Source organism: Tolypothrix campylonemoides VB511288_2 (assembly GCF_045999855.1).
GTDB classification, from domain to species: Bacteria; Cyanobacteriota; Cyanobacteriia; order Cyanobacteriales; family Nostocaceae; genus Scytonema; species Scytonema bouteillei_A.
Map to the genome: position 1 here is coordinate 114,791 of NZ_JBFPMW010000012.1, position 23,129 is coordinate 137,919.

Here is a 23,129-nt window from a genome sequence, read left to right on the forward strand (position 1 = left end):
CTTTTAAGACTCATAAATTGTCTTTTTATCCTTTGTCCTTTGATAATGACAAATGACCCGTAACTCATGATGACTAATGACTGATGTTGCAGTGATTGGTGCCGGTATGGCTGGTTTAGTTTGCGCCCAACAGTTGAAGCAAGCTGGATATTCAGTACTTGTTGTAGAAAAGTCTCGTGGTTTGGGGGGACGAGTCGCAACACGCCGTTTATTTAATACTTGTGCGGATCACGGGACTTGTTACCTCAAGCCAAAAGGTGAACTTTTAGAACGTTTTATTGAAGTGTTACTCCAGCACCATATTTTAGAGGTTTGGACACAGACAGTTCACGAACTCAAACCCCATTCCTCAGTCCCTACGCCCGAATCTTCAGTACCCAAGCCCCGATATACCGCGCCTGTAGGAATAAGTGCGATCGCAAAATTTCTTGCCCCTGGTTTGGACATTTTGCTGAACCAACGCGTAACAGCAATTACCCCCACTCCTGAAAAAAAATGGCGGCTGGCAATGGATGCCTCGAATGAAGAGATAACAGCAACATCGGTAGTCATTGCTATTCCTTCACCTCAAGCCTTAATGCTATTGGAACCTTTAGGAGAAAATATCTTGGGGGCAACATTTCTTAATAACCTGCGTTCTGTAGAATTTTCTCCTTGCTTGAGTGCGATCGCCGGATATCCATCCACATTAAAACCCCCAATAGACTGGAAAGCAGTCACTTTTATTGAAGATGAGCATTTGGCATGGATTGGTTTGGATAGTAGCAAACGTTCCAAACCCCAACAACCCGTTTTTGTTCTGCAAAGTAGCGCTGCTTTTGCCCAACACCACGAGCAAACCCAAGATTTAAAACCTGCCGGAGAATTTATGTTAGATCGTGCGGCTGAGTCGTTACAGATGTCGTGGCTAAAAACTCCAGAATGGATACAAGTTCATCGCTGGCGCTACGCCTTTCCCACCCGTCCTTTGCAAGCGACTTATTTAGCTGCTGACACTGCTGTACCTCTTATCTGTTGCGGCGATTGGTGTGGTGGCAATTTTGTAGAGGGTGCAATGCTTTCAGGTATTGCAGCAGCAGAAGCAACAAACAACTCCCTGCGTCATTTGACTCTACCAAAACTTAGTTTTTTAGAGGTTTTTAATAGCTCTATATAAAAGTCACTATAAATTGCACGTAGCAGAGCTAAAGCATTCGTGAAAAATTTTCAGTGCTGTAGGATGGGCAATGCCAACCAAAAGACATACGGAGTGGACAGCGCTCGCCCTACTGCTCTAATATCAGGTTCTTCGCCTAAGTAATGACGATAAGAATGACGCGGAGATTGGGAGAACCAGCGACACGCTTAATTTTTAATCAGAAGCCATTATCCAAACACAATATAAGATCCTCATACAAAAAGAAGAGCCAAATATTAACTAATGTAAAAATTATTAAAAATTAAATTTATAATTTATTTTGAAAAAGCACCTCTACGATTGACAAAATAAGCTTGCTTGGAGTTTGTACTGCGTTTTATGTATTTTTCTGCCCAAAAAGTAGAAATTTTCAAGAACTAGCACTATAAATAAAACAAAGACACATCACCATTTTATGAATTTTTTTAAAGAAACATTTCTTAAAAAGAATTCACTTTTATTCAAGTAGATGCAGGCAAATATTCAGTATTTTTGGGAGTCAAAGTTAGGCTAATGATTTTAGCAATTATTGCTTTAATTTCTTTTTAGCTAGCTGTGGAATAGTAAACCTAAGGGCTAAAGCCGTATTGCAACATGGCTTGCTAAAAATAACTGGTATTTTTCATCAATTTATGAAATACAGAAACAGGAGTTCAACATTTATGAAAACAGTTGTCAACCTAACAGAGCAATCCGTCATCAAAGAAATTGAAAGCATTTTAGACCATTATCCATATTATCCTTATCAACAGGCTTTTGCTATTCCAGATTTACGACAAGAACTCATAGCTTACGTTCTCAGCCGGATTCCTTGCCTTTACGGTGCAGTTGAACCAGAAAAAGCTTATTGGTCAAGCTATAAGTTGCGCCGTCAACCATTAGAGCAGCAACTCCATCTAGAGAATTTAATTCAACAAGGGATTTTTTCTATTTTTCAAGAAAAATCAGATTGGGTTAGCCATCATTTATGTGAAGAGATCAAACCCGATTGCGAACCATCTCACTGGTTTGGCTAAAAAATTATGAATTGTGAATTATGAATAATAAATTCTAATTCTTTTCATAATTCATAATTCATAATTTTCTAATTTAACGGATCGTGTCCCCAATTCATTAAAGAGTAACGCCAACGCGTGTGCTCAACATCTCCCTCAGGTTGTTGTGCTAAATGACGGTGAATATAGCTGATGACTTTTTTCATGTGAGATATATCGTCATCAGTATACTCATCATTTTTCTTTTGCAACATTTCAAGGATATGCTTGCCAGATTTATGTCCAATGGACTCATCGTCTTCTTTCTTCTGTCCAACGGATTGTGATTCCTCAGTTTCCAGCCAAACTGCTAGTTCTTTAGCTGTCATATTCACAGAGGAGTTAAATTCGTCAATTACTAGTTTGAGGCTTTGAGTCATATCGCTGCACTACTCCTCAACTTTTTCAAGAGCATTAGGTTTGTGAGCAGCTTCTTTTCCTGTTTTGTCACTTTTGACTAAATACTCAGGATTATCTTTGGAAGCAGCAACGTGATGTCCTTTTATCTCTGTAGGTGAAGTCAATTTTTTCTCTACCTCACCAGTAGTTTTACCTTGTGAGGTTTTCCATTCAACCTTATCGCCTCTCTTAAATTCCTCTGTCACGGGTTTTATCCTTTTTGCGTTTTATACCCGTTCATTATGTTGTGACTGTCAAAGGAATTCTTCAGTCTCTTGACAGAAAAGATGAAATATATGTACTACTTAACCGCATGAATTGTAAGCGTCTCCATGATTCTTGACATCTCCAACAAGTTGAGGAGCTGAGAAACTACGATAGCCCATTTTACTTCATAAAAATTAACAATAAAATTTTCTGAAATCACAGGCAGGATAGATGAATTTTTGCATATTTGTTTGTTTATTCCAGTGTTTCTCTATCAAAACTCATATTTTTTCTAAATTTTAAGCCTTAGTTCTTAATTACGGCCTTTTATACTTTTCCGTAATTCCACAATTGGATAATAAAATGTAATCCCCTTAATCTTTCTATAGAATAATCCGATATACGTATTTCTATAGAGAGATGTCATTATGGGTCGAGGAGATCATATATACGTTAGTTTTTTCTTTGATGGCTTTCCTGTCACTCATCATGGAATTGACTGCGGCGATGGTTACATCATTCATTACGATATGCAAAGAGTAGCTATCATTCCTAAAAATAGATTTGGAAAGGGCAGAAAAATTCATATAAAAGAGTACGGAAGTTGTAACGCCAATGACATGGTCGTGCAACGAGCAAAGAGTAAGTTATGTGAGAAGGCATACAACGTTTTTTTTAATAACTGCGAGCATTTTGCTTATTACTGTAAAACAGGTCAGCATAAAAGCGAGCAAGTGAAAAAGTTTGGTGCAATTAGTGGTGGTGTTGTAGCTGGAAGTATAGTTGGTTTGGGAACACAACTTGCCACTCAACAAGCAACTAAAGTTGCCATGCAAGCTGTTAATCCAATATCACAAACAATTATCAATACTGCTATTCAACAAACACCTACCGTAGCAGGTAGCACTGCAGGGAGTATTGCTGGCTTGGGAAGTTTTGTGAGTAGTGTCACAACCGATCTAGTCGTTAGAAAAGTACTGGAAGACGATGAAAATTTACCCAAACGCGAACGTGATGCCAGAAAAAATGCCAGACGTGCAGGAAGATTTGCATCAACGACAGCAGGGGTTGCAGGGACTCTTGCTGCTGCAGTAGTCGGTGGTAGTAGTGCTGTTGCTCTTGGCGTTGCTGCTCCAGCTATCCTAGGAATAGGAATCTGTTTCTTGACTTATTTCATAGTAAAAAGTCATCCCAATCGAACTGATGCTATTTCTCCAGAAAATCTTACTTTCTCTAATTGAAAGAGTGTCAATATGGTAGCAATTATAAAATCACAATCTATTAGCTTTTTATCTTTATTCCAAAGTTAGAATTCCTGCTGCAAAATTTACAGTTAATGGCAGAATTTTCAACCACTGTAAGCCTAATAAAGGTTCAAGAATTTCTGACGCTGATAGAACTGGAATAATATATTCTTGCTCATGAAGTACCACTCTTCCTTCATAGATGTCAAAAAACTCTTCCCACGTACCATCTGCATCGCTCGTTCACTTTCTATCTTTGACCAACCCAAGCTATAGATATCTTGGACATCCAGTACCAGCCAGCCTGTCAAGAAGCCAGTATCTAACAATACTTCAATAGGATATCTTTCTTCATCAGCCGCAATCAGTTCAATTTCAAAAATGAGTTCTCCAATTTCACCGAACCTACCTGAAATCACATTCTGCCACAGGTTCCAGTTTCGTTAAGACGCATAATGCCAACCATACCATTAGGATACTTCAGTCGGGCTTTGTGAACAGCTACCTCCTCCCCCGGATCGATAAAATAATCTCCACTCTGTGGATCGATCACAATAAACCAGTTGTAATGATCTTGTATCAGTTGAGAGCTAGCTTGTTCAAAAATCTCTCGATAACGCTTTACACGAGTATGCTTTTCAGCTTCTCTCTTGTCTAACTCTTCTGGTGGTATGGAATATTTCGGGAATATTCTGCCTTGACTGCGAAGGCGAGTTGGTTTTGTTTGAGTCATGATTTTAGAAACTATAAGTGGGTTTGTGCTGACAGTTCTCAACCTATTAAAAAAACTGTCTTTGTTTCGATTTTATCAAATACTCTATTCACTGTAGCAATTGTAATTTTTCCAAAACTACTTGTATGTAAGTAATAAAATTGTTGGTTGACTCCTCTCGGTGCTTCTAAAATCGCTATTAGCATAGGCGTAGGATGGGCATTGCTAACCGTTCGACGTTCAAAGTCCAACAGCTGACAAAAACTGGATTGTATGATATCAGTGTACTGATGTCCTAGATGCATGGCATTTTTCTATGGGACTATGATATGTGAAAGCTGTCTACCACTTCTCAAAGAATATGAAGGCTTCTAAGGTCAGAGGTTCATTGTATAACTTGATTGGATACCCTTTTAGAGGATTGACGAAGTTAGCAAAAAAATCGAAGTGGCTTCAAATAGCTTTTCAACTAGAGGGTTCAGTCATTCAATCAATTTTGAGACGCGTTATTGCCTGCGGATTTTTTAGTTTTATAATTTCTATTCTTTATCATTTTAAATTGCCTGTCTCCCAACCAATATTTGCCAATGTGATTCCCAGCATCGTTTTAGGTTTATTATTAGTTTTTCGTACCAATACAGCTTACGAACGGTTTTGGGAAGGAAGAAAAGTTTGGGGAAATATAGTCAATGACACCCGAAATTTAGCCAGACAAATTTGGGTGTCTGTCAATGAGATTGACACAGAAGATAAAGAGAAAAAAATAGGTATTTTACGACTAATAGTTGCTTTTGCGGTAGCAACAAAATTACATTTGCGCGGACAGGGTGTGAATGAAGAGTTGGAAGAGCTTATGCCAATCTCTAAATATCTCACATTAAAAACGATGAACAATCCACCGTTAGAGATAGCTTTTTGGATTGGGGATTACTTACAACTACAGTACAATCGTAATTGTTTAAATAGCTATCAGCTAACAGCATTACAGGAATTGTTGAATAGCTTGGTAGATAGTTTGGGAGCGAGCGAGCGTATTTTAAAAACTCCTATACCGCTAGCTTATGCGATTCATCTCAAGCAATTGCTGTTACTTTATTGTCTCTTATTACCTTTTCAACTCGTTGAAAGTTTGGGATGGTGGACGGGTATAATCGCTGCTTTAATTAGTTTTACGCTGTTCGGTATTGAAGCAATTGGTATAGAGATTGAAAATCCTTTTGGTCTCGATAAAAATGACTTACCTTTAGATGCTATTTGTACCACTATGAAAAAGAATATTGACGACTTAATTAGTCTAACTCCTAGCGTTCACTTAAGAGTAGAAACGGGTGGAGAAAGAGAGGGATTGCAAATAGGCAATAGCTAGCGTTGCGGCTCGGCGATCTTTGTTACAATCGCCGAATTCCCATTTCCAAACCCCGGCATACACCAGTTAAAAAATCTAAATCTAAAGTCGCAATAGTATCGCTGGGTTTGTGATAGTTAGGATTCCGCATAAATGCCGTGTCTGTTACCATAATTGCCGGGTAACCAGCATCCCAAAAAGGTGCATGATCGCTTTGTCTTGTTTGCGGAACGATTAAACCTTTGTTTGGTACTGGTAGCCACTGGCTGGGGACACCCGCTTTGCGAATACTGCGGCTGAGAGAAATGACATCGCGAATTGTCCGCCAATTGCCGATCAGAGCAATAAAATCACCCCGATTTGGGTAAAATTTTTCCAAAGGAGGTGGGTACGCTTGGGAACCTGGTGTTGGATCGCAGTAACCTAACATTTCTAGAGAAATCATCAGGCGTAGCGATCGCACCTCTTGCTTGAGCTTGGCTGCATAATCAGTGCTACCTAACAAGCCGTACTCTTCCATATCAAATGCAACCAGTTGCAAAGGATACTTCATTGGTTGGGTGGCGAACATTCTCGCCAGTTCTAACAGCACTGCGACACCCGTAGCATTATCATCAGCACCGGGAGTTCCCGGTACTGCGTCGTAATGAGCACCAATTAGAATTGGTGGCAAATCCTTAATGCCTGAATGCGTACCGGGAATATTTAATATGAAGTTTTTGCAGGTTTTTGCCCCGACGTTAAAGGTGTGGATTTCCACACTTCCCCAGAGAGCAAATTGTTGACAAATGTATTCTTGGACGAAGAAATGTCCGGCACTTGCCAGATAGGGATCGCGATCGCAGGCTATATAAGTGAGGTGGGTTTCCAGTTGATTCTTGAGATTCACATTCAAAGGTTCAAGTATCAAGGCTAAGGGATGAAAAACAGACTAAAACACAAAGACAGAGCAATTAAATCTCTGCTTGGAGACCGCAAAGGGTCGGAACTAGAGGTAAAAACCCTAAGTTTTACACCAAAAATTGACTTTATCCTTTATACTTCATCCTTTATCCTTTACATGACCGTGTAATTCAGAGCTTGCAAGATACAATAAATCAAGCATTAGTTACAAACAAATTAATTTATAAGACACTATAGGAGAACAAGAACGCATGGGCAAGGTAGTCGGCATTGACTTGGGTACAACCAACTCAGTAGTTGCCGTCATGGAGGGTGGCAAGCCGGTGGTGATTGCCAATGCAGAAGGAATGCGAACAACCCCCTCCGTCGTTGGCTTCACAAAAGAAGGAGAGAGAGTTGTCGGGCAAATGGCGCGACGGCAAACCCTCCTCAACCCGCAAAATACCTTTTTTGCCGTCAAACGTTACATTGGGCGTAGGTATGGTGAACTCAACCCAGAATCAAAGCGCATTCCCTACACCATCCGTAAGGACGAATTAGGTAACATTAAGATTGCCTGTCCCCGCATGAACAAGGACTATGCCCCAGAAGAAATTTCGGCAATGGTGCTGAAGAAACTGGCAGAAGACGCTAGTAAATACCTGGGCGAACCTGTGACCGGAGCAGTGATTACCGTACCTGCTTATTTTAATGACTCTCAACGCCAAGCAACACGAGATGCAGGAAGGATAGCAGGGTTAGAAGTTCTGCGAATTCTCAATGAACCCACGGCTGCATCCCTAGCTTATGGAATGGACCGCAACGACAACCAAACCATACTCGTTTTTGACCTAGGCGGTGGTACTTTTGACGTCTCAATTCTAGATGTTGGCGATGGAGTGTTTGAAGTCAAAGCTACCAGTGGAGATACACAACTTGGTGGCAATGATTTTGATAAAAGAATTGTCGATTGGTTGGCAGAAAAATTCTTAGAAGCAGAAGGGGTTGATTTAAGACGAGAGCGACAATCTTTGCAACGCCTGCTAGAAGCAGCCGAGAAAGCCAAAATAGAACTTTCAGCAGTGAGCGTTACAGACATCAATCTACCATTTATCGCTTCAACTGAAGATGGTCCCGTCCATTTAGAAACCCGCCTCAGCCGTTCTGAATTTGAAGGTTTGTGCGATGACTTGTTAGGGCGAGTGCGTATCCCCGTGAAACGAGCCATGAAAGATGCTGGTTTAACACCCGCAGACATTGATGAAGTAGTCCTGGTAGGTGGTTCAACCCGAATGCCAATGGTACAGCAACTTGTACGGGCAATTATTGGGAAAGAACCCAACCAAAATGTTAATCCTGATGAAGTTGTCGCAGTCGGTGCAGCAATACAAGCGGGTATTTTGGCAGGTGAATTTAAGGATGTTCTTCTCCTTGATGTGACTCCCCTGTCTCTGGGGTTGGAAACCATCGGTGGCGTGATGAAAAAACTGATTCCCCGCAACACCACTATACCGGTTCGTCGCTCTGATATTTTTTCAACATCTGAAAATAACCAAAACAGTGTAGAGATTCACGTCGTTCAGGGCGAACGAGAAATGGCATCTGATAACAAATCTTTAGGACGTTTCAAGTTGTATGGTATCCCGCCAGCACCGCGTGGAATACCTCAAATTCAAGTCTCTTTTGATATAGACGCTAACGGTATTTTACAGGTCACAGCCCTGGATCGAACCACAGGTCGAGAACAAAGCATCACAATACAAGGTGCTTCCACCCTAACTGAGTCAGAGATTAGGAAGGCAATTCAGGATGCAGAGAGATATGCGGAAGTTGACAGACAGCGTAAAGAACGGGTAGAAAAGCGGACTCGATCCGAAGCCTTAATATTACAGGCAGAACGACAACTCAGAGAAGTGGCTTTGGATTTTGGTATGCAATTTGCCCGCAACCGTCGCCAAAAAATTGATAACATTTGCCGAGAACTACGAGAGAGTTTACAAGCAGATGATGACCGAGGTATTGACCAAGCATACGCTGACTTACAAGACGCTCTGTACGATCTAAATCGCGAAGTTCGTCAGTACTACGCAGAAGATGAAGAGGATGATTTGTTTGGTACTATCCGCGAAATCTTTACTGGCGATAAAGAACGGGAACGCGATCGCGATTACTATGGCAGAGACTCCGGTAGTAGAGACTATGGTGGTCGGGACTACAGCAGTCGGGACTATGGTGGTCGGGACTCCGGTAGTCGGGACTACGGTAGTCGGGACTACGGTAGTAGAGACTACAGTAGTCGGGACTCCGGTGGTCGGGACTACAGCAGTCGGGACTCCGATCGCAGGGACTATGACAGAGGTGGTCGTTCGTCCTATGATGGTGGTTCTTCTCGCAGATCTCGTCCTAGCTACGAAGATAATTGGGATGATGATGACGATTGGTTGTAAAACCGTTGAGTGACTTCAAATAAAGGAGTTATCTTTATGGCGAGGTGTCTCGCCCGCTGACAGTAAGAGACTCCTTTTCATTGAAGGAAAAACCTATAGTTGAGTCAGCATGCGGATTTGACTATTGGGAATTTGTATTAGGTAAGTACAGTTCAATAATGAATAACCGTTAAAAATCTAAATTAAAATATTATTATGCAGAATTTGCAGAACTTTCGAGATTATTACGAAATTTTGGGAGTCACTAAAGATGCCTCCAATGAAGAAATTAAGAAAAATTACCGACGTCTAGCGCGACAGTACCATCCAGACCTGAATCCGGGAAACAAAGCAGCAGAAGAAAAATTTAAGGTCATCGGAGAGGCATATGAAGTTCTTTCCGATCCTACCAAACGAGCACAATACGATCAGTTTAGTCGCTTTTGGAAACAAAAAGGGTTTGACAAACAAGCACCACAAGATAAGCGTTGGGTGGATAGCCGCTCTAACGGTCGCTCGAGTGAAAAGGTAGACTTTGGTAATTATTCTGAGTTTGATAGTTTTATCAATCAAGTCATTGGTGTTGGCATTCGTAGAGACAGAAACGGTTCTTCAACCAACAATACTGACAGCGATCCATTCCGCAGCCCAAGAACAAAAGAATACGTTACAGTCAACTCCCGCTCCAGCCGTCGGGATATAGAAGCAAGATTGACCTTACCTTTAGAGAAAGCTTATAGGGGTGGAACTGAGAGAATTCGTTTGGAAGATGGGCGATCGCTAGAGGTGAGCATGCCATCAGGCATGGTGACGGGTCAAACAATTCGTCTGAAAAACCAAGGTATCAATGGAGGCGATTTATATTTAAAAATTACGGTTGACCCACATCCCCTGTTTAAGATAGAAGGCTCAAACATTCTCTGCCAAGTACCCGTGACTCCAACCGAAGCAGTTTTGGGAGGACAAGTAGAAGCACCCACTCTCGATGGACCGGTGAAAATGTCCATTCCTTCAGGAGTGCGATCCGGTCAGCGTTTTCGCCTTGCTCAAAAAGGATATCCCAAAGAAAACGGCGAACGTGGCGACCAACTTGTAGAAATTCAAATCGTGGCTCCCAAAAATATCACCCAACAAGAACGCGAACTCTACGAAAAGTTACGGCAACTAGAAAACTTTAAACCCCGTGCCGATTTACTAAAGTAGCCAGGGGAGAAGTTTGTACTGCAAAAATCATGAATATCGAAAATCTGAATGTTGAACGTTAGGGCTAAGTCAGTTTATCGGTTTAGAATAAAAAAAATGCATTGAATGCTAGAGACTCAAGAGCCGTGAATCAAAACGGGGTAATCGAACAAAGCAGCAAACAAACATATTACTCCCTGCTAGGACTGCATCCCTCAGCATCACCGATTGAAATCCGTCGTGCTTACCGGGAACTGAGTAAGCGCTATCACCCAGATACCACAAGTCTACCTGCAGCTTTAGCAACAGCTAAGTTTCAGCAACTGAACGAGGCTTATGCTACCCTCAGCAATCCAGAACGACGGTTTAGTTACGATCTCAAAATTGGGTACTCGCGCTTTGGAGTGATTCAATCGCCTACAGACTTAAACCGTCCTGTTTCCAAGTCTTACGACTGGTCTAAATCAGCTTATCTAGATGCAAGCGATCGCCCTCTTTCTGCAGGAGAAATTTTTGCTTTGTTTATTCTGGGTTTAACATTTATAGGTTGTTTGCTACTAGCAATTGCCGTTGGTTTAACTCGTGGCGAAACAGCTTTTTAAATTATGAATTATGAATTATGAATTATGAAATAAAAACATCATAAAATTATGAATTATGAATTATAAAATAAAAACATCATTCATCATTCATCATAAATTATGAAATAAAAACATCATTCATCGTTCATCATTCATCATTCATCATTCATCATTCATCATTCCTATGTCTTTTCCTACTCCCGATACTCCTTTATACAATCACCCTCTTCCTCAAATTGAGCATTGGTTGAAAGAACAAGGCTGTCAGCAAGATGAAACTCAACTGCATTGCTGGCACGTACAGCGACCTTCTTGGCAAGCTGAACTTTGGTTAGATATAGAACAAATCATAGTACGGTATATTGCTGCAGGAGAAGATGGGCAAGATATCCAACGTGCATTTAAGTATTCTCTCAGCCGACAAGATGTGGAACGGGCAGTTTTTTCAGGACCCTAAAAGGGTTATGAATTATGAATTATGAATTATGAATTATGAATTATGAATTATGAAAGACAATGAGCATTTATAATTCAGCATTCATAATTCATAATTTAGATTTTTCCAAATCTTCGTTCTCTTTGCTGATAGGCACAAAGAGCGCGATGAAATTCATCGCGGTTAAAATCAGGCCAAAGAGTTTCTGTTATATAAATTTCTGCATAAGCAATTTGCCAGAGAAGAAAATTGGAAACTCGCATCTCTCCACTGGTCCGAATCAACAAATCGGGATCGCAAATTCCGGTGGTGTAAAGGTGATGTTCAAATGTAGCTTCATCAATTTCATCTGGTTGCAGCAAACCTTGCTGTACTTTTTTAGCAATTGAACGACACGCCTGTATAATCTCTTGCCTCCCTCCGTAATTTGTCGCTATAGTAAATTTGATGCTGAAATTATCCTTTGTTTGTTCCACAGAACGGGAAATTTCTTCTTGGAGAGCTTTTGGTAAAACACTCAAATTGCCTACAAATCTAATTTGAACATTTTCCTCTAGCATTTCCCTCAGTTCTTGGCGCAAAACCCTTTGAAATAGGGTCATCAAGAAATCGACTTCTTCGGTAGGTCTTCCCCAATTTTCTGTTGAAAAAGCATAAGCTGTTAATGCTTGAATTCCCCAGTCTTTACAGCAACGAAGCAAATCTTTTAAAGCATCAACTCCCCGCTTGTGTCCCATAATACGGGGTAAACCTTGACGCTTTGCCCATCGACCATTGCCATCCATAATCACCGCAACGTGCTTGGGCAAAAATTCTTGTTTTAAATCAGAAGGCAAATTTCGCAGTTCAGTTTGTTGTGCTGTCATTTTTTATCTCGCGAAGCAGTCGATGGTAATCCGAGTAAACGTAAAACGGGTGATAGTGCTTTACTTTGAATCTGACGACTTATTTGACGACCTAAACTTAACAAACCAGGAGCAACAGCTTCCCGATCCACAGTGGGGGAAAATCGATCTTCTAATGACTCTTTCAGCTTTGTAATGGTCAGAGGTCTATTGAGAGTTCCCCGTTCCGCTAGCGAAATGGAACCCGTTTCTTCTGATACAACAACACAGATGCAATTTTCAACCCGTTCAGTAATTCCCATCGCTGCGCGGTGGCGTGTTCCCAGCTGGCGCGAGGCAGTACGTCCTGAAAGAGGTAGAATAATACCTGATGACACAATCCGCGAACCACGAATTAAGGTCGCTCCATCGTGCAGAAGAGTTTTTGGCTGAAAAATAGTCTGTATAAGTTCTTTAGAAACCTCCGCATTCAGCTTGACTCCCGGTACAGAAAAATCCCGTTCGTCAATTGGACCCGTGGTTTCCAAAATGAGCAAAGCTCCAATCCGGTTTTTCGATAGCTCTTTAACAGCATCGACAATTTCATCAATTACACTATCAGACTTCGGAACCGCCAGACGAGACGGTTGAAAAAGTTGCTTGAATTCGCCTCTTCCCAATTGTTCTAAAAAGCGGCGAAACTCTGACTGAAGAGCAACCGCCATTGCGACAGCACAGCCAATCACTAACTTTTCTAATACGAAATTCAACAAATGCAACTCTAATCTGCCACTGATAGCTGATGCCAACATCAAAACGATGAATCCCCGCACCATCCACAGTGTCCGACGCTCGCTAATAATAACTAGTATCATGTACGTCAGCGCCAGTACTAACAGAATATCTAGAGTCTGAACTAGCAAGGACTGTGTCCATAGAGTAGTCAGCCATTGCTTCCACCAATCTCCCATGACATCTGGCGTGAAAGTATCAAGTATGAAGTATAAAAGATAAAGTATGAAGTATTAAGTATCAAGTATGAAGTATGAAAGATAAAGTATGAAATATGAATTTAAGGTATAAAAAGATACACCTATCTCTTCATCTTTTTTTTCATCCTCGCTCCTTTATGCTTCATCCTTTATCTTTTATCCTTTATCCTTTATCTTTCATCCTTGTTTTACTCTTTCAGGTAGGCAATCTTGTCGAATTAAATCTTGATAGGTTTCGCGTCGCAAAATCAAATTTGCTTCGCCATTCGCCACTACAACAGCTGCAGGTCGAGGCAAGCGATTGTAGTTAGATGCCATACTGTAATTGTAAGCACCAGTTGCCATTACTACGAGAATATCCCCCGGTTGATTTTTTGGCAGCTGGGCATCCTTTATTACAATATCCCCAGATTCACAGTGTTTTCCGGCAATTGTCGCAATTTCTGTTAAAGGACTAGACATCCGATTGGCAACTACCGCACGATAGATGGATTGGTATGTAATTGGACGGGGATTATCAGACATACCTCCATCAACAGATACATAATTACGGATGTCGGGAACAATTTTAGATGAACCGATGGTGTAAGCTGTGATACATGACGAACCAATCAGAGAACGCCCTGGTTCGGCAATTAGCTTTGGCAAAGGTAAGTTTTCTGCAGCACAAGCTTCTTGAATAACTTCACAAATTGGTTGAACCCACTCTTCAATGCTGGGTGGATCGTCTGATTCGGTGTACTTAATTCCCAAACCACCGCCTACGTTTAACTCTTTGACAGCTAAACCATACCGGGTGGCTTTACTCATCCACTGCACCATGACAGCAGCCAAATCCTGATGGGGTTGGCGTTCAAAAATTTGAGATCCAATGTGAGCGTGTAAACCCACGCAGTTTAAAACGGGTTGTTGACTGACAAAGGTAAACAACTCTTCAATTTCATTGGGATCGAATCCAAATTTGCTATCCAAATGTCCTGTACGAATGTATTCGTGAGTATGGCATTCTATTCCCGGTGTCAGTCGAAGCATGATGGGAATTGGGGATTGGGGATTCAACCCAATTGCTAATTCAGAATCTCCTTTGCCTAACTCTACTAGGGTTTGCAACTCATACCAGTTATCTACAACAATGGTGCAGCTTGACTGAATGGCAAAAATTAATTCTTCGCGAGATTTATTATTACCATGAAAGTATATTTTGTCAGGGCTTACACCCGCAGTCAACGCGGTATAGAGTTCACCGCCTGAAACTACATCTATTCCCAAACCTTCTGAGGCGACGATCGCACAAACAGATATGCAACTCCACGCTTTTGATGCGTAAATCACTTGCGATTCACCTTTATAGTAACGCTTAAAACTGTCGCGGTATTGGCGACAAGCGGTGCGTAAGGTTTCTTCGTCTAAAATATATAATGGTGAACCAAACTGCTGAATAATAGTTGTAACATCACAACCGCCTATCTCCAGGCAATCGCGACTGTTAATTCTAGCGGTCAGCGGTAAGAGTTCCTGGTTTGGTGAAATTTTTGTGCTTTCACGATTTGCTTGTGGTAAATATTTACTACCAGAATCTTGAACCCCAGTAGACTGTGTCGATACCATAACTGTAAGAGTTGTCCTTATTTAATTTCAGGGCGTGAGTGAATCCTCCGTTTCTCAGTTTACAAGAAAGGTAGGAGGAACGCCCTGTTGCTTTGGCATATGAATAATGCGAGCTTTATTTTACCTGTGAACGAATCAAAATTAGAAATTAGAGCACTCACATCAGCAGACCTCAATGAAATGGTCGATTTAGATAGGCTCTGTTTCGGAGGTTTGTGGACTTTGGATGGCTATCAACGGGAATTAGATAGCCCCAACAGCGAACTCCTCGGTATATTTTCTCCAGTCTCTGTCGTGAAATTACTCGGAATGGGGTGCTTTTGGTCAATTTTAGATGAAGCGCACATTACTATCTTGGCCGTGCATCCCCAGCACCAGCGTCAGGGCTTGGGACAAGCTTTACTTTACTCTCTACTTAAATTGGCTCGCGATCGCGCTTTAGAGCGAGCCACATTAGAAGTTCGTGCTTCTAACTCAGCCGCCATCGCTTTGTACCAAAAATTTGGCTTCCAAACAGCCGGACTCAGACGGCGTTATTACAAGGATAACGATGAGGACGCTCTGATTCTTTGGTTGAAAGATTTACAACATCCTCAATTTGAGCAAATTTTAGAGAATTGGTATCGTGGGATCGGCGATCGTCTGAGAGAACATAACAACTGGCTGTTGGGAACTCGGGACTGAGAAAGAAATATTTTCATTCTAGCGAGTCATCGATCGCATGAGAGACTGGTAAGGTGGGTAGCACCCTACTACCCTCAAGCCTTAACCCTAACTTATTAAAAGCTTTAATAAAAGTTTAATATTCTACTGTAATATTTTGCCTATGAATATTTGTGTGAAAGTTCAACTCGTGCTTGACAGAGTTCTAAAAAAATGATAGATAATTCTATTTGGGATTGACTTAAAAAAACCATCCAAAGTTATTAATTTGTTTGATGTCAGTCCTTAGAACGATAAAAAAGACTAGCTCCTCAGCACGCTGACAACATCAAAGTAAATAAAACTAAATAAAAAGTAATAAATACTTAACAACTGCCCAAAAAATTTGGGTAGAAATATTCGGTTGTCTACACCTTTATACAGGCATCCGATTGTTTTGCCTGTGCTAAAATCAGCGTACCGGCACGACGCAGGTGATGGGATAAAGGCCATATGTTTGAACGCTTCACAGAAAAAGCCATTAAGGTTATCATGCTAGCCCAGGAAGAAGCTCGCCGCCTTGGGCACAATTTCGTGGGTACCGAGCAGATCCTCTTGGGTCTGATTGGAGAAGGTACCGGCGTGGCGGCTAAGGTACTGAAATCAATGGGCGTCAATCTCAAAGACGCTCGGATTGAAGTAGAAAAGATCATAGGCCGGGGTTCGGGTTTTGTGGCGGTGGAAATTCCGTTCACGCCACGAGCAAAACGAGTTCTGGAACTATCCTTGGAAGAAGCGCGCCAATTAGGGCATAACTACATTGGTACCGAGCATCTGCTGTTGGGCTTAATCCGAGAAGGAGAAGGTGTAGCAGCCAGAGTACTAGAAAATCTAGGCGTAGATCTATCTAAGGTTAGAACTCAAGTGATCCGAATGCTGGGAGAAACCGCTGAGGTGACTCCAGGCGGTCCATCTCGCGGGAACAAAACCCCGACTTTGGATGAGTTTGGCTCGAACTTGACCCAAATGGCAGCAGATGGAAAGCTCGATCCAGTTGTAGGAAGAGCTAAAGAAATTGAACGCGTGATCCAAATATTGGGTCGGCGGACAAAAAATAATCCAGTGCTGATTGGGGAACCAGGAGTTGGTAAAACAGCCATTGCTGAAGGTCTAGCTCAACGCATTGCTAATAAGGATGTCCCGGACATTCTAGAAGATAAGCGCGTTGTCACCCTAGATATCGGTCTGCTGGTCGCAGGTACCAAGTATCGAGGTGAGTTTGAAGAACGCTTGAAGAAAATCATGGATGAAATTCGTCAAGCGGGTAACGTCATTCTTGTCATAGACGAGGTACACACCCTAATCGGTGCGGGTGCAGCAGAAGGCGCTATCGATGCAGCAAATATTCTCAAACCAGCCTTGGCGCGAGGTGAATTGCAGTGTATCGGTGCAACAACTCTAGATGAATATCGCAAACACATTGAGCGTGATGCAGCCCTAGAACGTCGCTTCCAGCCAGTGATGGTAGGTGAACCGTCAGTAGAAGAAACTATTGAAATTCTATATGGTCTGCGAGATCGTTACGAACAGCACCACAAACTAAAAATCTCTGATGAAGCATTGGTAGCGGCGGCGAAATTATCCGACCGCTATATTAGTGACCGTTACTTACCAGACAAGGCGATCGACTTGATTGACGAAGCTGGTTCTCGGGTACGCTTGATCAACTCTCAATTGCCACCCGCAGCTAAAGAGTTAGACAGAGAACTGCGTCAGATTTTGAAAGAGAAAGACGATGCAGTCCGCGCTCAAGATTTTGACAGAGCAGGGGAATTGCGCGATCGCGAGATGGAAATCAAAGCGGAAATTCGCGCCATTGCTCAAAGTAAGACGAATTCAACTCGCAATGAAGGTGATGAACCTGTCGTAACAGAAGAGGACATCGCCCACATTGTTGCTTCTTGGACGGGAGTTCCTGTGAACAAACTCACAGAATCGGAATCCGAGAAGTTGTTGCACATGGAAGACACCCTGCACCAGCGCCTGATCGGACAAGAAGATGCTGTGAAAGCGGTTTCACGAGCCATTCGCCGTGCGCGTGTCGGTTTGAAGAACCCCAATCGACCAATAGCCAGCTTTATCTTCTCCGGTCCAACAGGTGTAGGTAAAACTGAGTTGGCAAAAGCCCTAGCTTCCTACTTCTTCGGTTCTGAAGAAGCAATGATCCGCTTGGATATGTCCGAATACATGGAACGCCACACCGTCAGCAAGCTGATTGGTTCGCCTCCAGGGTATGTCGGTTATAACGAAGGCGGTCAATTGACAGAAGCTGTGCGCCGCCGTCCTTACACAGTTGTGCTGTTTGACGAAATTGAAAAAGCGCACCCCGACGTCTTCAATATGCTGCTGCAAATTCTGGAAGATGGTCGCTTGACTGATGCTAAAGGTCGCACTGTAGACTTCAAGAACACCTTGCTGATTTTGACATCCAACATTGGTTCTAAGGTAATTGAGAAGAGCGGTAGCGGATTTGGTTTCGACGTTGCTGAAGATGTATCCGAAGCACAATACAACCGCATCAAGTCTTTGGTGAACGAAGAACTCAAACAGTACTTCCGTCCGGAATTCCTCAACCGTCTAGATGAAATCATTGTCTTCCGCCAGCTTTCCAAAGAAGAAGTGTCGCAAATCGCCGACATTATGCTCAAGGAAGTCTTTGGTCGCCTAGCCGAAAAAGGCATCACCATGGAAGTCACCCAAGGATTCAAAGACCGTCTCATCCAAGAAGGTTACAGCCCCAGTTATGGTGCAAGACCGTTACGTCGGGCTATTATGCGCTTGTTGGAAGACAGCCTTGCTGAAGAAATTCTCTCCGGTCGCATCAAGGAAGGCGATACCGCCATTGTTGATGTCGATGACACTGGCAATGTAACTGTCAGAGGCGAACAGGGACGGGAATTGTTGACCCCAGTCGCTGAATCCTAAGGGAAGAACTTGTGTTAGCACACAATTGAAAATACTCTCACGCGTTTAAGCGTGAGGGTATACAAAAAAAGTCCGCCCTACAGGCGGGCTTTTTTATGTGAGTTCAACAAACCTTACTCTTCTTTGCCCTACATATGCTCCGTCGCCCCGTGCTGTCAGTACTAACGAATCACCTGCACATTTATCCCCAGTTCTAAATCAGCCCAAGCGCGATCGGTAGTGAGTACTGGCAAACCCAAGAATTGACCGAGTGCTAAGCACGCTCGATCGCCCCTGGCGCAAGCTGTACCCAGCTTATCGCGAAGCGCAAGCTGTACCCAGCTTATCGCGAAGCGCAAGCTGTACCCAGCTTATCGCCCCTGGCGCAAGCTGTACCCAGCTTATCGCCAAATGATAATCCAGCCCGTCTTGTTAGCGGACGTAATATTCCCGCACGGTAACCCATTTTAGTATTAAAGTCTATAATCTCTAAACCTAAAGTACTGAGGACTTACCTAATTTCTGTCTCAGACATTCCACTATCAGCAAATCTAGCTATGACTTCGCTCAAATTCACACTACTCATAGCGGCTTCAGTCAGAACACTTATTACCTTTGCGCTACCTGGTTCATTGTTTAAAAGCGCCAAAATTGCAGAAGCATCCAGAATGTAATTACTCACCCCCACTCTCCTGACGGCGTTCTGCTATAAGTTCATCACTGAGCGATCGCCCTTCGGGAACATATCTACGTACTATTTCTTGTGCTCGTTTAATTGCCTGTTCTAGTGTAAAAATTCTCACTTCCCCATTCACTAAAGCGATCGTGACTTCATCGCCTACTTCCAATCCCAATTGTTTGCGATACTCTGATGGAATTACAATTCTACCACCTTCAGAAATTTTTGTCTTAATTGCTTGCATATGACATATTTTTATAACTTTGACATAAGCAAGAAAATTATATCCTATGTTTTTCACACTCAACTAGTACATGAAGGCAGAAGTAAGCTCGTCAGAGGGCAGAAGGCTCAAACACTTATGCATGAGGCTTTTATCTCAATACTAATGGTATGGTTATTTCTGCCACGCTGTACTAGTGTTATTCTCCCTTGTCCCCATGTCTCTGGGTCCCCCTGTCCGTCCCAACTACAGGTCTGTTGAGCAAACTTACCTTATAAATAAGAAGTTTGTATTAATGTTTGCCTGAAAATAATAACTTATGTGAAATAATTTAAATATTCTTATAATTTCTAAATACAGGCAGTGAAAACGGGGTAAAAAATAAAAAAAATCTTAAATTCTTTCAACTCCTAATTTCTTCTATCTTAAGTAAAGAATTTTTACCAATTTGTTTGATGTACAGAGAAACACTCTTGGAGTGGTAATATAATGCAAATGATTCCACGCTCGCAGTACGATCGAGAGCCACGCCTAAAATTGGAACCCAAGCAACGATTAAACCCACCACAACCCGCCTTTTTTGAGGAAACGGGTATCAGAAGTACGCGCCAGTGTAGTTGGGGCGATGTTTCAGGACTGGAGCAGAACCAACGCATTGCCATTTTTATAGATGGTGCAAATTTGTTTTATGCAGCAATGCAACTCAATCTTGAAATTGACTACACCAAACTCCTGCATTTTTTAATCAAGGGTCGTCAATTACTACGTGCTTATTTCTACACGGGTGTTGATTACACTAATGAAAAACAACAGGGGTTTCTGCTGTGGATGAGCCGTAATGGTTACCGCGTGGTGAAAAAAGAACTCACTCAACTTCCAAATGGTGCAAAAAAAGCGAATTTGGATGTGGAGATGGCTGTCGATATGATAACTTTGGCAAAGCATTGCGACACTTTAGTTCTTTTAAGTGGAGATGGAGACCTCGCTTATGCTGTTGATACTGTCGCTTACCGGGGTGTTCAAGTTGAGGTTGTCGGTTTGAGTTCTATGACGAGTGAATCTCTCATTAGAGTTGCAGATTGCTACACGGATTTGGACGATATCAAACAAGAGATACAAAAAACAAGATTTCAAAATACACGTTAAGTCATTTACCTACTCCCCACTCCCTATTTTCCTAGCTTTGGCAACGTGACAGTCACTTGAGTTCCTTGTCCTAACTGACTGTCTAAAACTATTTGACCGCCGTGTAATTCTACACACGCTTTGGCAATTGCCAATCCCAATCCCGTTCCAGGAATAGTCTCAACGTTACTACCACGACAAAAAGGTTGAAATAAGTTTTCTCGCTCTTCTATTGGTACCCCAACTCCCTCATCTTTGACGCAAACAATAACTTGTGAGTCCCTGTCAATGAGGGAAATTTCTATGTGACCTCCATCAGGAGAGTACTTAATTGCATTACATATTAAGCTTGCAAAAATTTGCCGCAAGAGGACTCCATCACCTAAAAATCCTTTAGGTTCACTCGTCTGATGAAAAATCAATTGATGGCGATCGCTTGCTTTATGTCGCTGTTCTGCTATTAAATCCGAAAAAAAGTGAACTAAATCTATTGTTTGCAGCTTAAACTTTGCCTGACTTAACTCAAATTTTTGAAACAGAAACAAGTCATCAACCAATTGTGTCATGTGACGTGCCTTCTGTTCAATAGTTTGGAGAAACTTCTGTTGCTTGAATTCATCAAGCCTATTCTTATACTGCTTTAAGGTTGATGCTGCAGCTAAGATCGCAGCCAAAGGTGTTCGATATTCGTAAGAAACGGTTGTGATAATTTGAGACTTAAATGCGTTGAGTTTCTTTTCTTTAGCAAGATCTGCTTCGGTTTGAGATAGCTTTTCAGCCTGCTGAATCGCAAGCGCTAAATGTACGGTTAATTCTTTCAGGATAGCTATTTCTGAGTTTTGCCACTGTTGTTTTCCCTTACAGTGATGGGTAACTAGCAAACCCCAAAGTTTTGGGCTTGGTTCTTCAGGAAAATTTAAAGTTATGGGAATCACCCAAGTTGAAGCATCATATCTGTTTTGAGAACTAACAGATCCCCCGGTTTCTGTCTCTTGATTTTGGAGCTTCAAGAAATTTTCCGTACAAGTTGATTGACTGTTGGAAGGTGAATCGAGAGTTTGGCAATTGAACAGGTGGCGACAGTTGAGGTTCGATCCTGTTTCACAAACCTTAGCGATCGCTTGTTGATATTCTAAATTCCCATTTTCAAAAAATTCTTGCCACAAGCAAGGTTCCTGCATGCACAACTCAACGAATTGCTCAACTTTAGTGCTATCTGTTTGTGGAAAAAACTGATAAATTGTGACGCGATCGCACTGAAAAAGCTGCTGCACTTCTGCTACGGTCGTTGTCAGAATCTGCTCTAAATTTAAAGATTGACGAATTCTTAAAGCTGTCGTCGCGACAAGACGCTGTCTTTCCCGTGTTTTATTCAGTTGAGATTGGGAATGCGATCGTTTGATTGCGTTGCGGACTGCTGATTGTAGAGCATCTGGTTTTAGACGTTGCTTTACCAAGTAATCTTGAGCACCTTTTTTAATTGCTTGTGCTGCGACTTCTTCACTCCCATGTCCGGAAAGCACGATTACAGATGGAGCAACTTCAAATTTCTCTTGCTTCAACTTATCCAATATTTCCAACCCACTCAGATCGGGCAAGCAAAAATCAAGCAAAATCACATCACAAAACATCGTTTGAGATAATGCCAATCCATCCCTTGCAGAATCCGCCTCTAAAATTTCGTATGATTGGTGGGGATCTTTTAATAGATATCGACGGTATATTCTCCGGTCTTCTGCACAATCATCAATAATCAGTAGCTTGCTTGAGTTTGGCATAAATCAAAAGTAAAGGAGATTTCCGCACTCCTTTATCTATTCTCTCAGAGTATTACACATACATGATAAGATACCCAAAATTTATAAATAAAGTCTTAAATTTTAATAGCGGGTGGGGGACATGAGAAAACACAAGCCTTGCCGATCGAGTCGTTCTTCTTACTCCCCTACCCCCTATTTTTAAGCGTTTTTAAGCGGGAGGCGTGTTTGCTTCAAGCCAATAATCTACAAATGCTTGAATTGTTTTTTGCAAATCGTGGAAATCCATTGGCTTAATCAGATAGCCATTCGCACCCTTTTGGTAGCACAATTCAATATCTGTAGGGTTAGAAGAGGTAGTAAAAACGACAACAGGAATTTCCCGCAAACTTCTATCCTGCTTGAGTCTTTCCAAAAGGTCACGACCGTCAATACCTGGTAAATTAAGATCTAGCAGGATAACAGAGGGTCGTGGTGCTATACCGGGATCTTGATAATCCCCTTCTTGGTAGAGAAAGTCTAAAACCTCGTCTCCATTTGTACAGCGATAAATTGGATTTTGAACAGCAAAGCGCCGCATCAGGCGTTGCAACATCTTAAAGTCCTCGTTGCTGTCCTCAACAACAAGTAGAGGGTCAATAAGTTTTGTCACCGTCATTCTTTTTTTTCAACAGTTGTAATATAATAAAG

Annotated in this window: 24 protein-coding genes; 11 read left to right on the top strand and 13 right to left on the bottom strand. The window is 41.9% G+C overall.

Going from position 1 to position 23,129, the window contains the following annotated elements; translation table 11 throughout:
• The first annotated feature begins 76 nt into the window (after positions 1 to 76).
• Together AB0756_RS29335 and AB0756_RS29340 are read left to right on the top strand one after the other, a co-directional pair.
• Entirely contained in the window at positions 77 to 1,156 is a 1,080-nt protein-coding gene (locus tag AB0756_RS29335; protein WP_038076827.1) for an NAD(P)/FAD-dependent oxidoreductase, read from the top strand.
• Between the two features lie 683 nt (positions 1,157 to 1,839).
• Positions 1,840 to 2,193 (top strand): late competence development ComFB family protein, encoded by a 354-nt coding sequence (locus AB0756_RS29340; RefSeq protein ID WP_038076825.1) that lies wholly within the window; start codon positions 1,840 to 1,842, stop codon positions 2,191 to 2,193.
• 68 nt (positions 2,194 to 2,261) lie between these two features.
• Here the strand turns inward: AB0756_RS29340 and AB0756_RS29345 are convergent, their stop codons facing one another.
• Together AB0756_RS29345 and AB0756_RS29350 are read right to left on the bottom strand one after the other, a co-directional pair.
• Positions 2,262 to 2,591: a DUF3140 domain-containing protein gene (locus AB0756_RS29345; protein ID WP_038076823.1), complete on the bottom strand. Its 330-nt coding sequence runs from the start codon at positions 2,589 to 2,591 to the stop codon at positions 2,262 to 2,264.
• Between the two features lie 9 nt (positions 2,592 to 2,600).
• A complete protein-coding gene (locus AB0756_RS29350; protein WP_038076815.1) occupies positions 2,601 to 2,816 on the bottom strand; it encodes a hypervirulence associated TUDOR domain-containing protein in 216 nt (71 codons plus the stop codon).
• Positions 2,817 to 3,245: 429 nt separating this feature from the next.
• Between AB0756_RS29350 and AB0756_RS29355 the strand changes: the two genes are divergently transcribed.
• On the top strand, positions 3,246 to 4,058 hold the full coding sequence (locus tag AB0756_RS29355; protein WP_050046736.1) for a lecithin retinol acyltransferase family protein: 813 nt from the start codon (positions 3,246 to 3,248) through the stop codon (positions 4,056 to 4,058).
• Between the two features lie 122 nt (positions 4,059 to 4,180).
• Here AB0756_RS29355 and AB0756_RS29360 read toward each other — a convergent pair whose 3' ends face one another.
• Together AB0756_RS29360 and AB0756_RS29365 are read right to left on the bottom strand one after the other, a co-directional pair.
• Complete coding sequence (locus AB0756_RS29360; RefSeq protein ID WP_336604388.1) at positions 4,181 to 4,480, bottom strand: hypothetical protein; 300 nt, start codon at positions 4,478 to 4,480, stop codon at positions 4,181 to 4,183.
• A complete protein-coding gene (locus AB0756_RS29365) occupies positions 4,477 to 4,794 on the bottom strand; it encodes a hypothetical protein (protein ID WP_038076813.1) in 318 nt (105 codons plus the stop codon). Before AB0756_RS29365 ends, AB0756_RS29360 begins: the two co-directional genes overlap by 4 nt.
• 340 nt (positions 4,795 to 5,134) lie before the next feature.
• On the opposite strand from AB0756_RS29365, the gene AB0756_RS29370 reads away from it, so the two are divergent.
• Positions 5,135 to 6,139 carry a bestrophin family protein gene (locus AB0756_RS29370; protein WP_082051898.1) on the top strand — a complete coding sequence of 335 codons (1,005 nt, stop codon included), beginning with the start codon at positions 5,135 to 5,137 and terminating at the stop codon, positions 6,137 to 6,139.
• Between the two features lie 22 nt (positions 6,140 to 6,161).
• Here the strand turns inward: AB0756_RS29370 and AB0756_RS29375 are convergent, their stop codons facing one another.
• The gene (locus AB0756_RS29375; protein WP_038076902.1) at positions 6,162 to 7,007 is read right to left on the bottom strand and encodes a M28 family peptidase; all 846 of its coding nucleotides are present in this window, start codon (positions 7,005 to 7,007) and stop codon (positions 6,162 to 6,164) included.
• Between the two features lie 265 nt (positions 7,008 to 7,272).
• Here AB0756_RS29375 and dnaK point away from each other — a divergent pair, with 265 nt between their 5' ends.
• The 4 genes from dnaK to AB0756_RS29395 all read left to right on the top strand — a co-directional run bounded on the left by dnaK (position 7,273) and on the right by AB0756_RS29395 (position 11,646).
• Positions 7,273 to 9,447 carry a molecular chaperone DnaK gene (gene dnaK / locus AB0756_RS29380; RefSeq protein ID WP_038076808.1) on the top strand — a complete coding sequence of 725 codons (2,175 nt, stop codon included), beginning with the start codon at positions 7,273 to 7,275 and terminating at the stop codon, positions 9,445 to 9,447.
• A gap of 195 nt (positions 9,448 to 9,642) precedes the next feature.
• Positions 9,643 to 10,629 carry a DnaJ C-terminal domain-containing protein gene (locus AB0756_RS29385; RefSeq protein ID WP_038076804.1) on the top strand — a complete coding sequence of 329 codons (987 nt, stop codon included), beginning with the start codon at positions 9,643 to 9,645 and terminating at the stop codon, positions 10,627 to 10,629.
• Between the two features lie 143 nt (positions 10,630 to 10,772).
• The gene (locus tag AB0756_RS29390) at positions 10,773 to 11,210 is read left to right on the top strand and encodes a J domain-containing protein (protein WP_038076898.1); all 438 of its coding nucleotides are present in this window, start codon (positions 10,773 to 10,775) and stop codon (positions 11,208 to 11,210) included.
• 163 nt (positions 11,211 to 11,373) lie between these two features.
• Entirely contained in the window at positions 11,374 to 11,646 is a 273-nt protein-coding gene (locus AB0756_RS29395; protein WP_038076799.1) for a DUF3143 domain-containing protein, read from the top strand.
• Between the two features lie 95 nt (positions 11,647 to 11,741).
• Here the strand turns inward: AB0756_RS29395 and uppS are convergent, their stop codons facing one another.
• The 3 genes from uppS to lysA all read right to left on the bottom strand — a co-directional run bounded on the left by uppS (position 11,742) and on the right by lysA (position 15,049).
• Positions 11,742 to 12,491 carry a polyprenyl diphosphate synthase gene (gene uppS, locus AB0756_RS29400; RefSeq protein WP_038074933.1) on the bottom strand — a complete coding sequence of 250 codons (750 nt, stop codon included), beginning with the start codon at positions 12,489 to 12,491 and terminating at the stop codon, positions 11,742 to 11,744.
• Positions 12,488 to 13,420 (bottom strand): diadenylate cyclase CdaA, encoded by a 933-nt coding sequence (gene cdaA / locus AB0756_RS29405; RefSeq protein ID WP_038074931.1) that lies wholly within the window; start codon positions 13,418 to 13,420, stop codon positions 12,488 to 12,490. The genes uppS and cdaA overlap by 4 nt, the downstream gene beginning before the upstream one ends.
• A gap of 198 nt (positions 13,421 to 13,618) precedes the next feature.
• Entirely contained in the window at positions 13,619 to 15,049 is a 1,431-nt protein-coding gene (gene lysA, locus AB0756_RS29410; protein WP_038074929.1) for a diaminopimelate decarboxylase, read from the bottom strand.
• A gap of 99 nt (positions 15,050 to 15,148) precedes the next feature.
• On the opposite strand from lysA, the gene rimI reads away from it, so the two are divergent.
• Together rimI and AB0756_RS29420 are read left to right on the top strand one after the other, a co-directional pair.
• Positions 15,149 to 15,733, top strand: a complete 585-nt coding sequence (gene rimI / locus AB0756_RS29415; protein WP_050046737.1) for a ribosomal protein S18-alanine N-acetyltransferase — start codon at positions 15,149 to 15,151, stop codon at positions 15,731 to 15,733.
• Positions 15,734 to 16,204: 471 nt separating this feature from the next.
• The gene (locus AB0756_RS29420; RefSeq protein WP_038074924.1) at positions 16,205 to 18,676 is read left to right on the top strand and encodes an ATP-dependent Clp protease ATP-binding subunit; all 2,472 of its coding nucleotides are present in this window, start codon (positions 16,205 to 16,207) and stop codon (positions 18,674 to 18,676) included.
• A gap of 161 nt (positions 18,677 to 18,837) precedes the next feature.
• Here the strand turns inward: AB0756_RS29420 and AB0756_RS29425 are convergent, their stop codons facing one another.
• The 3 genes from AB0756_RS29425 to AB0756_RS29435 all read right to left on the bottom strand — a co-directional run bounded on the left by AB0756_RS29425 (position 18,838) and on the right by AB0756_RS29435 (position 19,578).
• A complete protein-coding gene (locus AB0756_RS29425) occupies positions 18,838 to 19,014 on the bottom strand; it encodes a PIN domain-containing protein (RefSeq protein ID WP_202048669.1) in 177 nt (58 codons plus the stop codon).
• A gap of 152 nt (positions 19,015 to 19,166) precedes the next feature.
• Entirely contained in the window at positions 19,167 to 19,337 is a 171-nt protein-coding gene (locus tag AB0756_RS29430) for a type II toxin-antitoxin system VapC family toxin (RefSeq protein WP_137986581.1), read from the bottom strand.
• Entirely contained in the window at positions 19,330 to 19,578 is a 249-nt protein-coding gene (locus AB0756_RS29435) for an AbrB/MazE/SpoVT family DNA-binding domain-containing protein (RefSeq protein ID WP_038074921.1), read from the bottom strand. The genes AB0756_RS29430 and AB0756_RS29435 overlap by 8 nt, the downstream gene beginning before the upstream one ends.
• Before the next feature lie 468 nt (positions 19,579 to 20,046).
• Here AB0756_RS29435 and AB0756_RS29440 point away from each other — a divergent pair, with 468 nt between their 5' ends.
• Positions 20,047 to 20,703, top strand: coding sequence for a LabA-like NYN domain-containing protein (locus tag AB0756_RS29440; RefSeq protein WP_038074915.1), 657 nt, complete (start codon positions 20,047 to 20,049; stop codon positions 20,701 to 20,703).
• Positions 20,704 to 20,726: 23 nt separating this feature from the next.
• On the opposite strand, the gene AB0756_RS29445 is transcribed toward AB0756_RS29440, so the two are convergent.
• Complete coding sequence (locus AB0756_RS29445; protein ID WP_038074913.1) at positions 20,727 to 22,460, bottom strand: hybrid sensor histidine kinase/response regulator; 1,734 nt, start codon at positions 22,458 to 22,460, stop codon at positions 20,727 to 20,729.
• A 190-nt stretch (positions 22,461 to 22,650) separates the two neighbouring features.
• Complete coding sequence (locus AB0756_RS29450; RefSeq protein ID WP_038074910.1) at positions 22,651 to 23,097, bottom strand: response regulator; 447 nt, start codon at positions 23,095 to 23,097, stop codon at positions 22,651 to 22,653.
• Between the last annotated feature and the right edge of the window lie 32 nt (positions 23,098 to 23,129).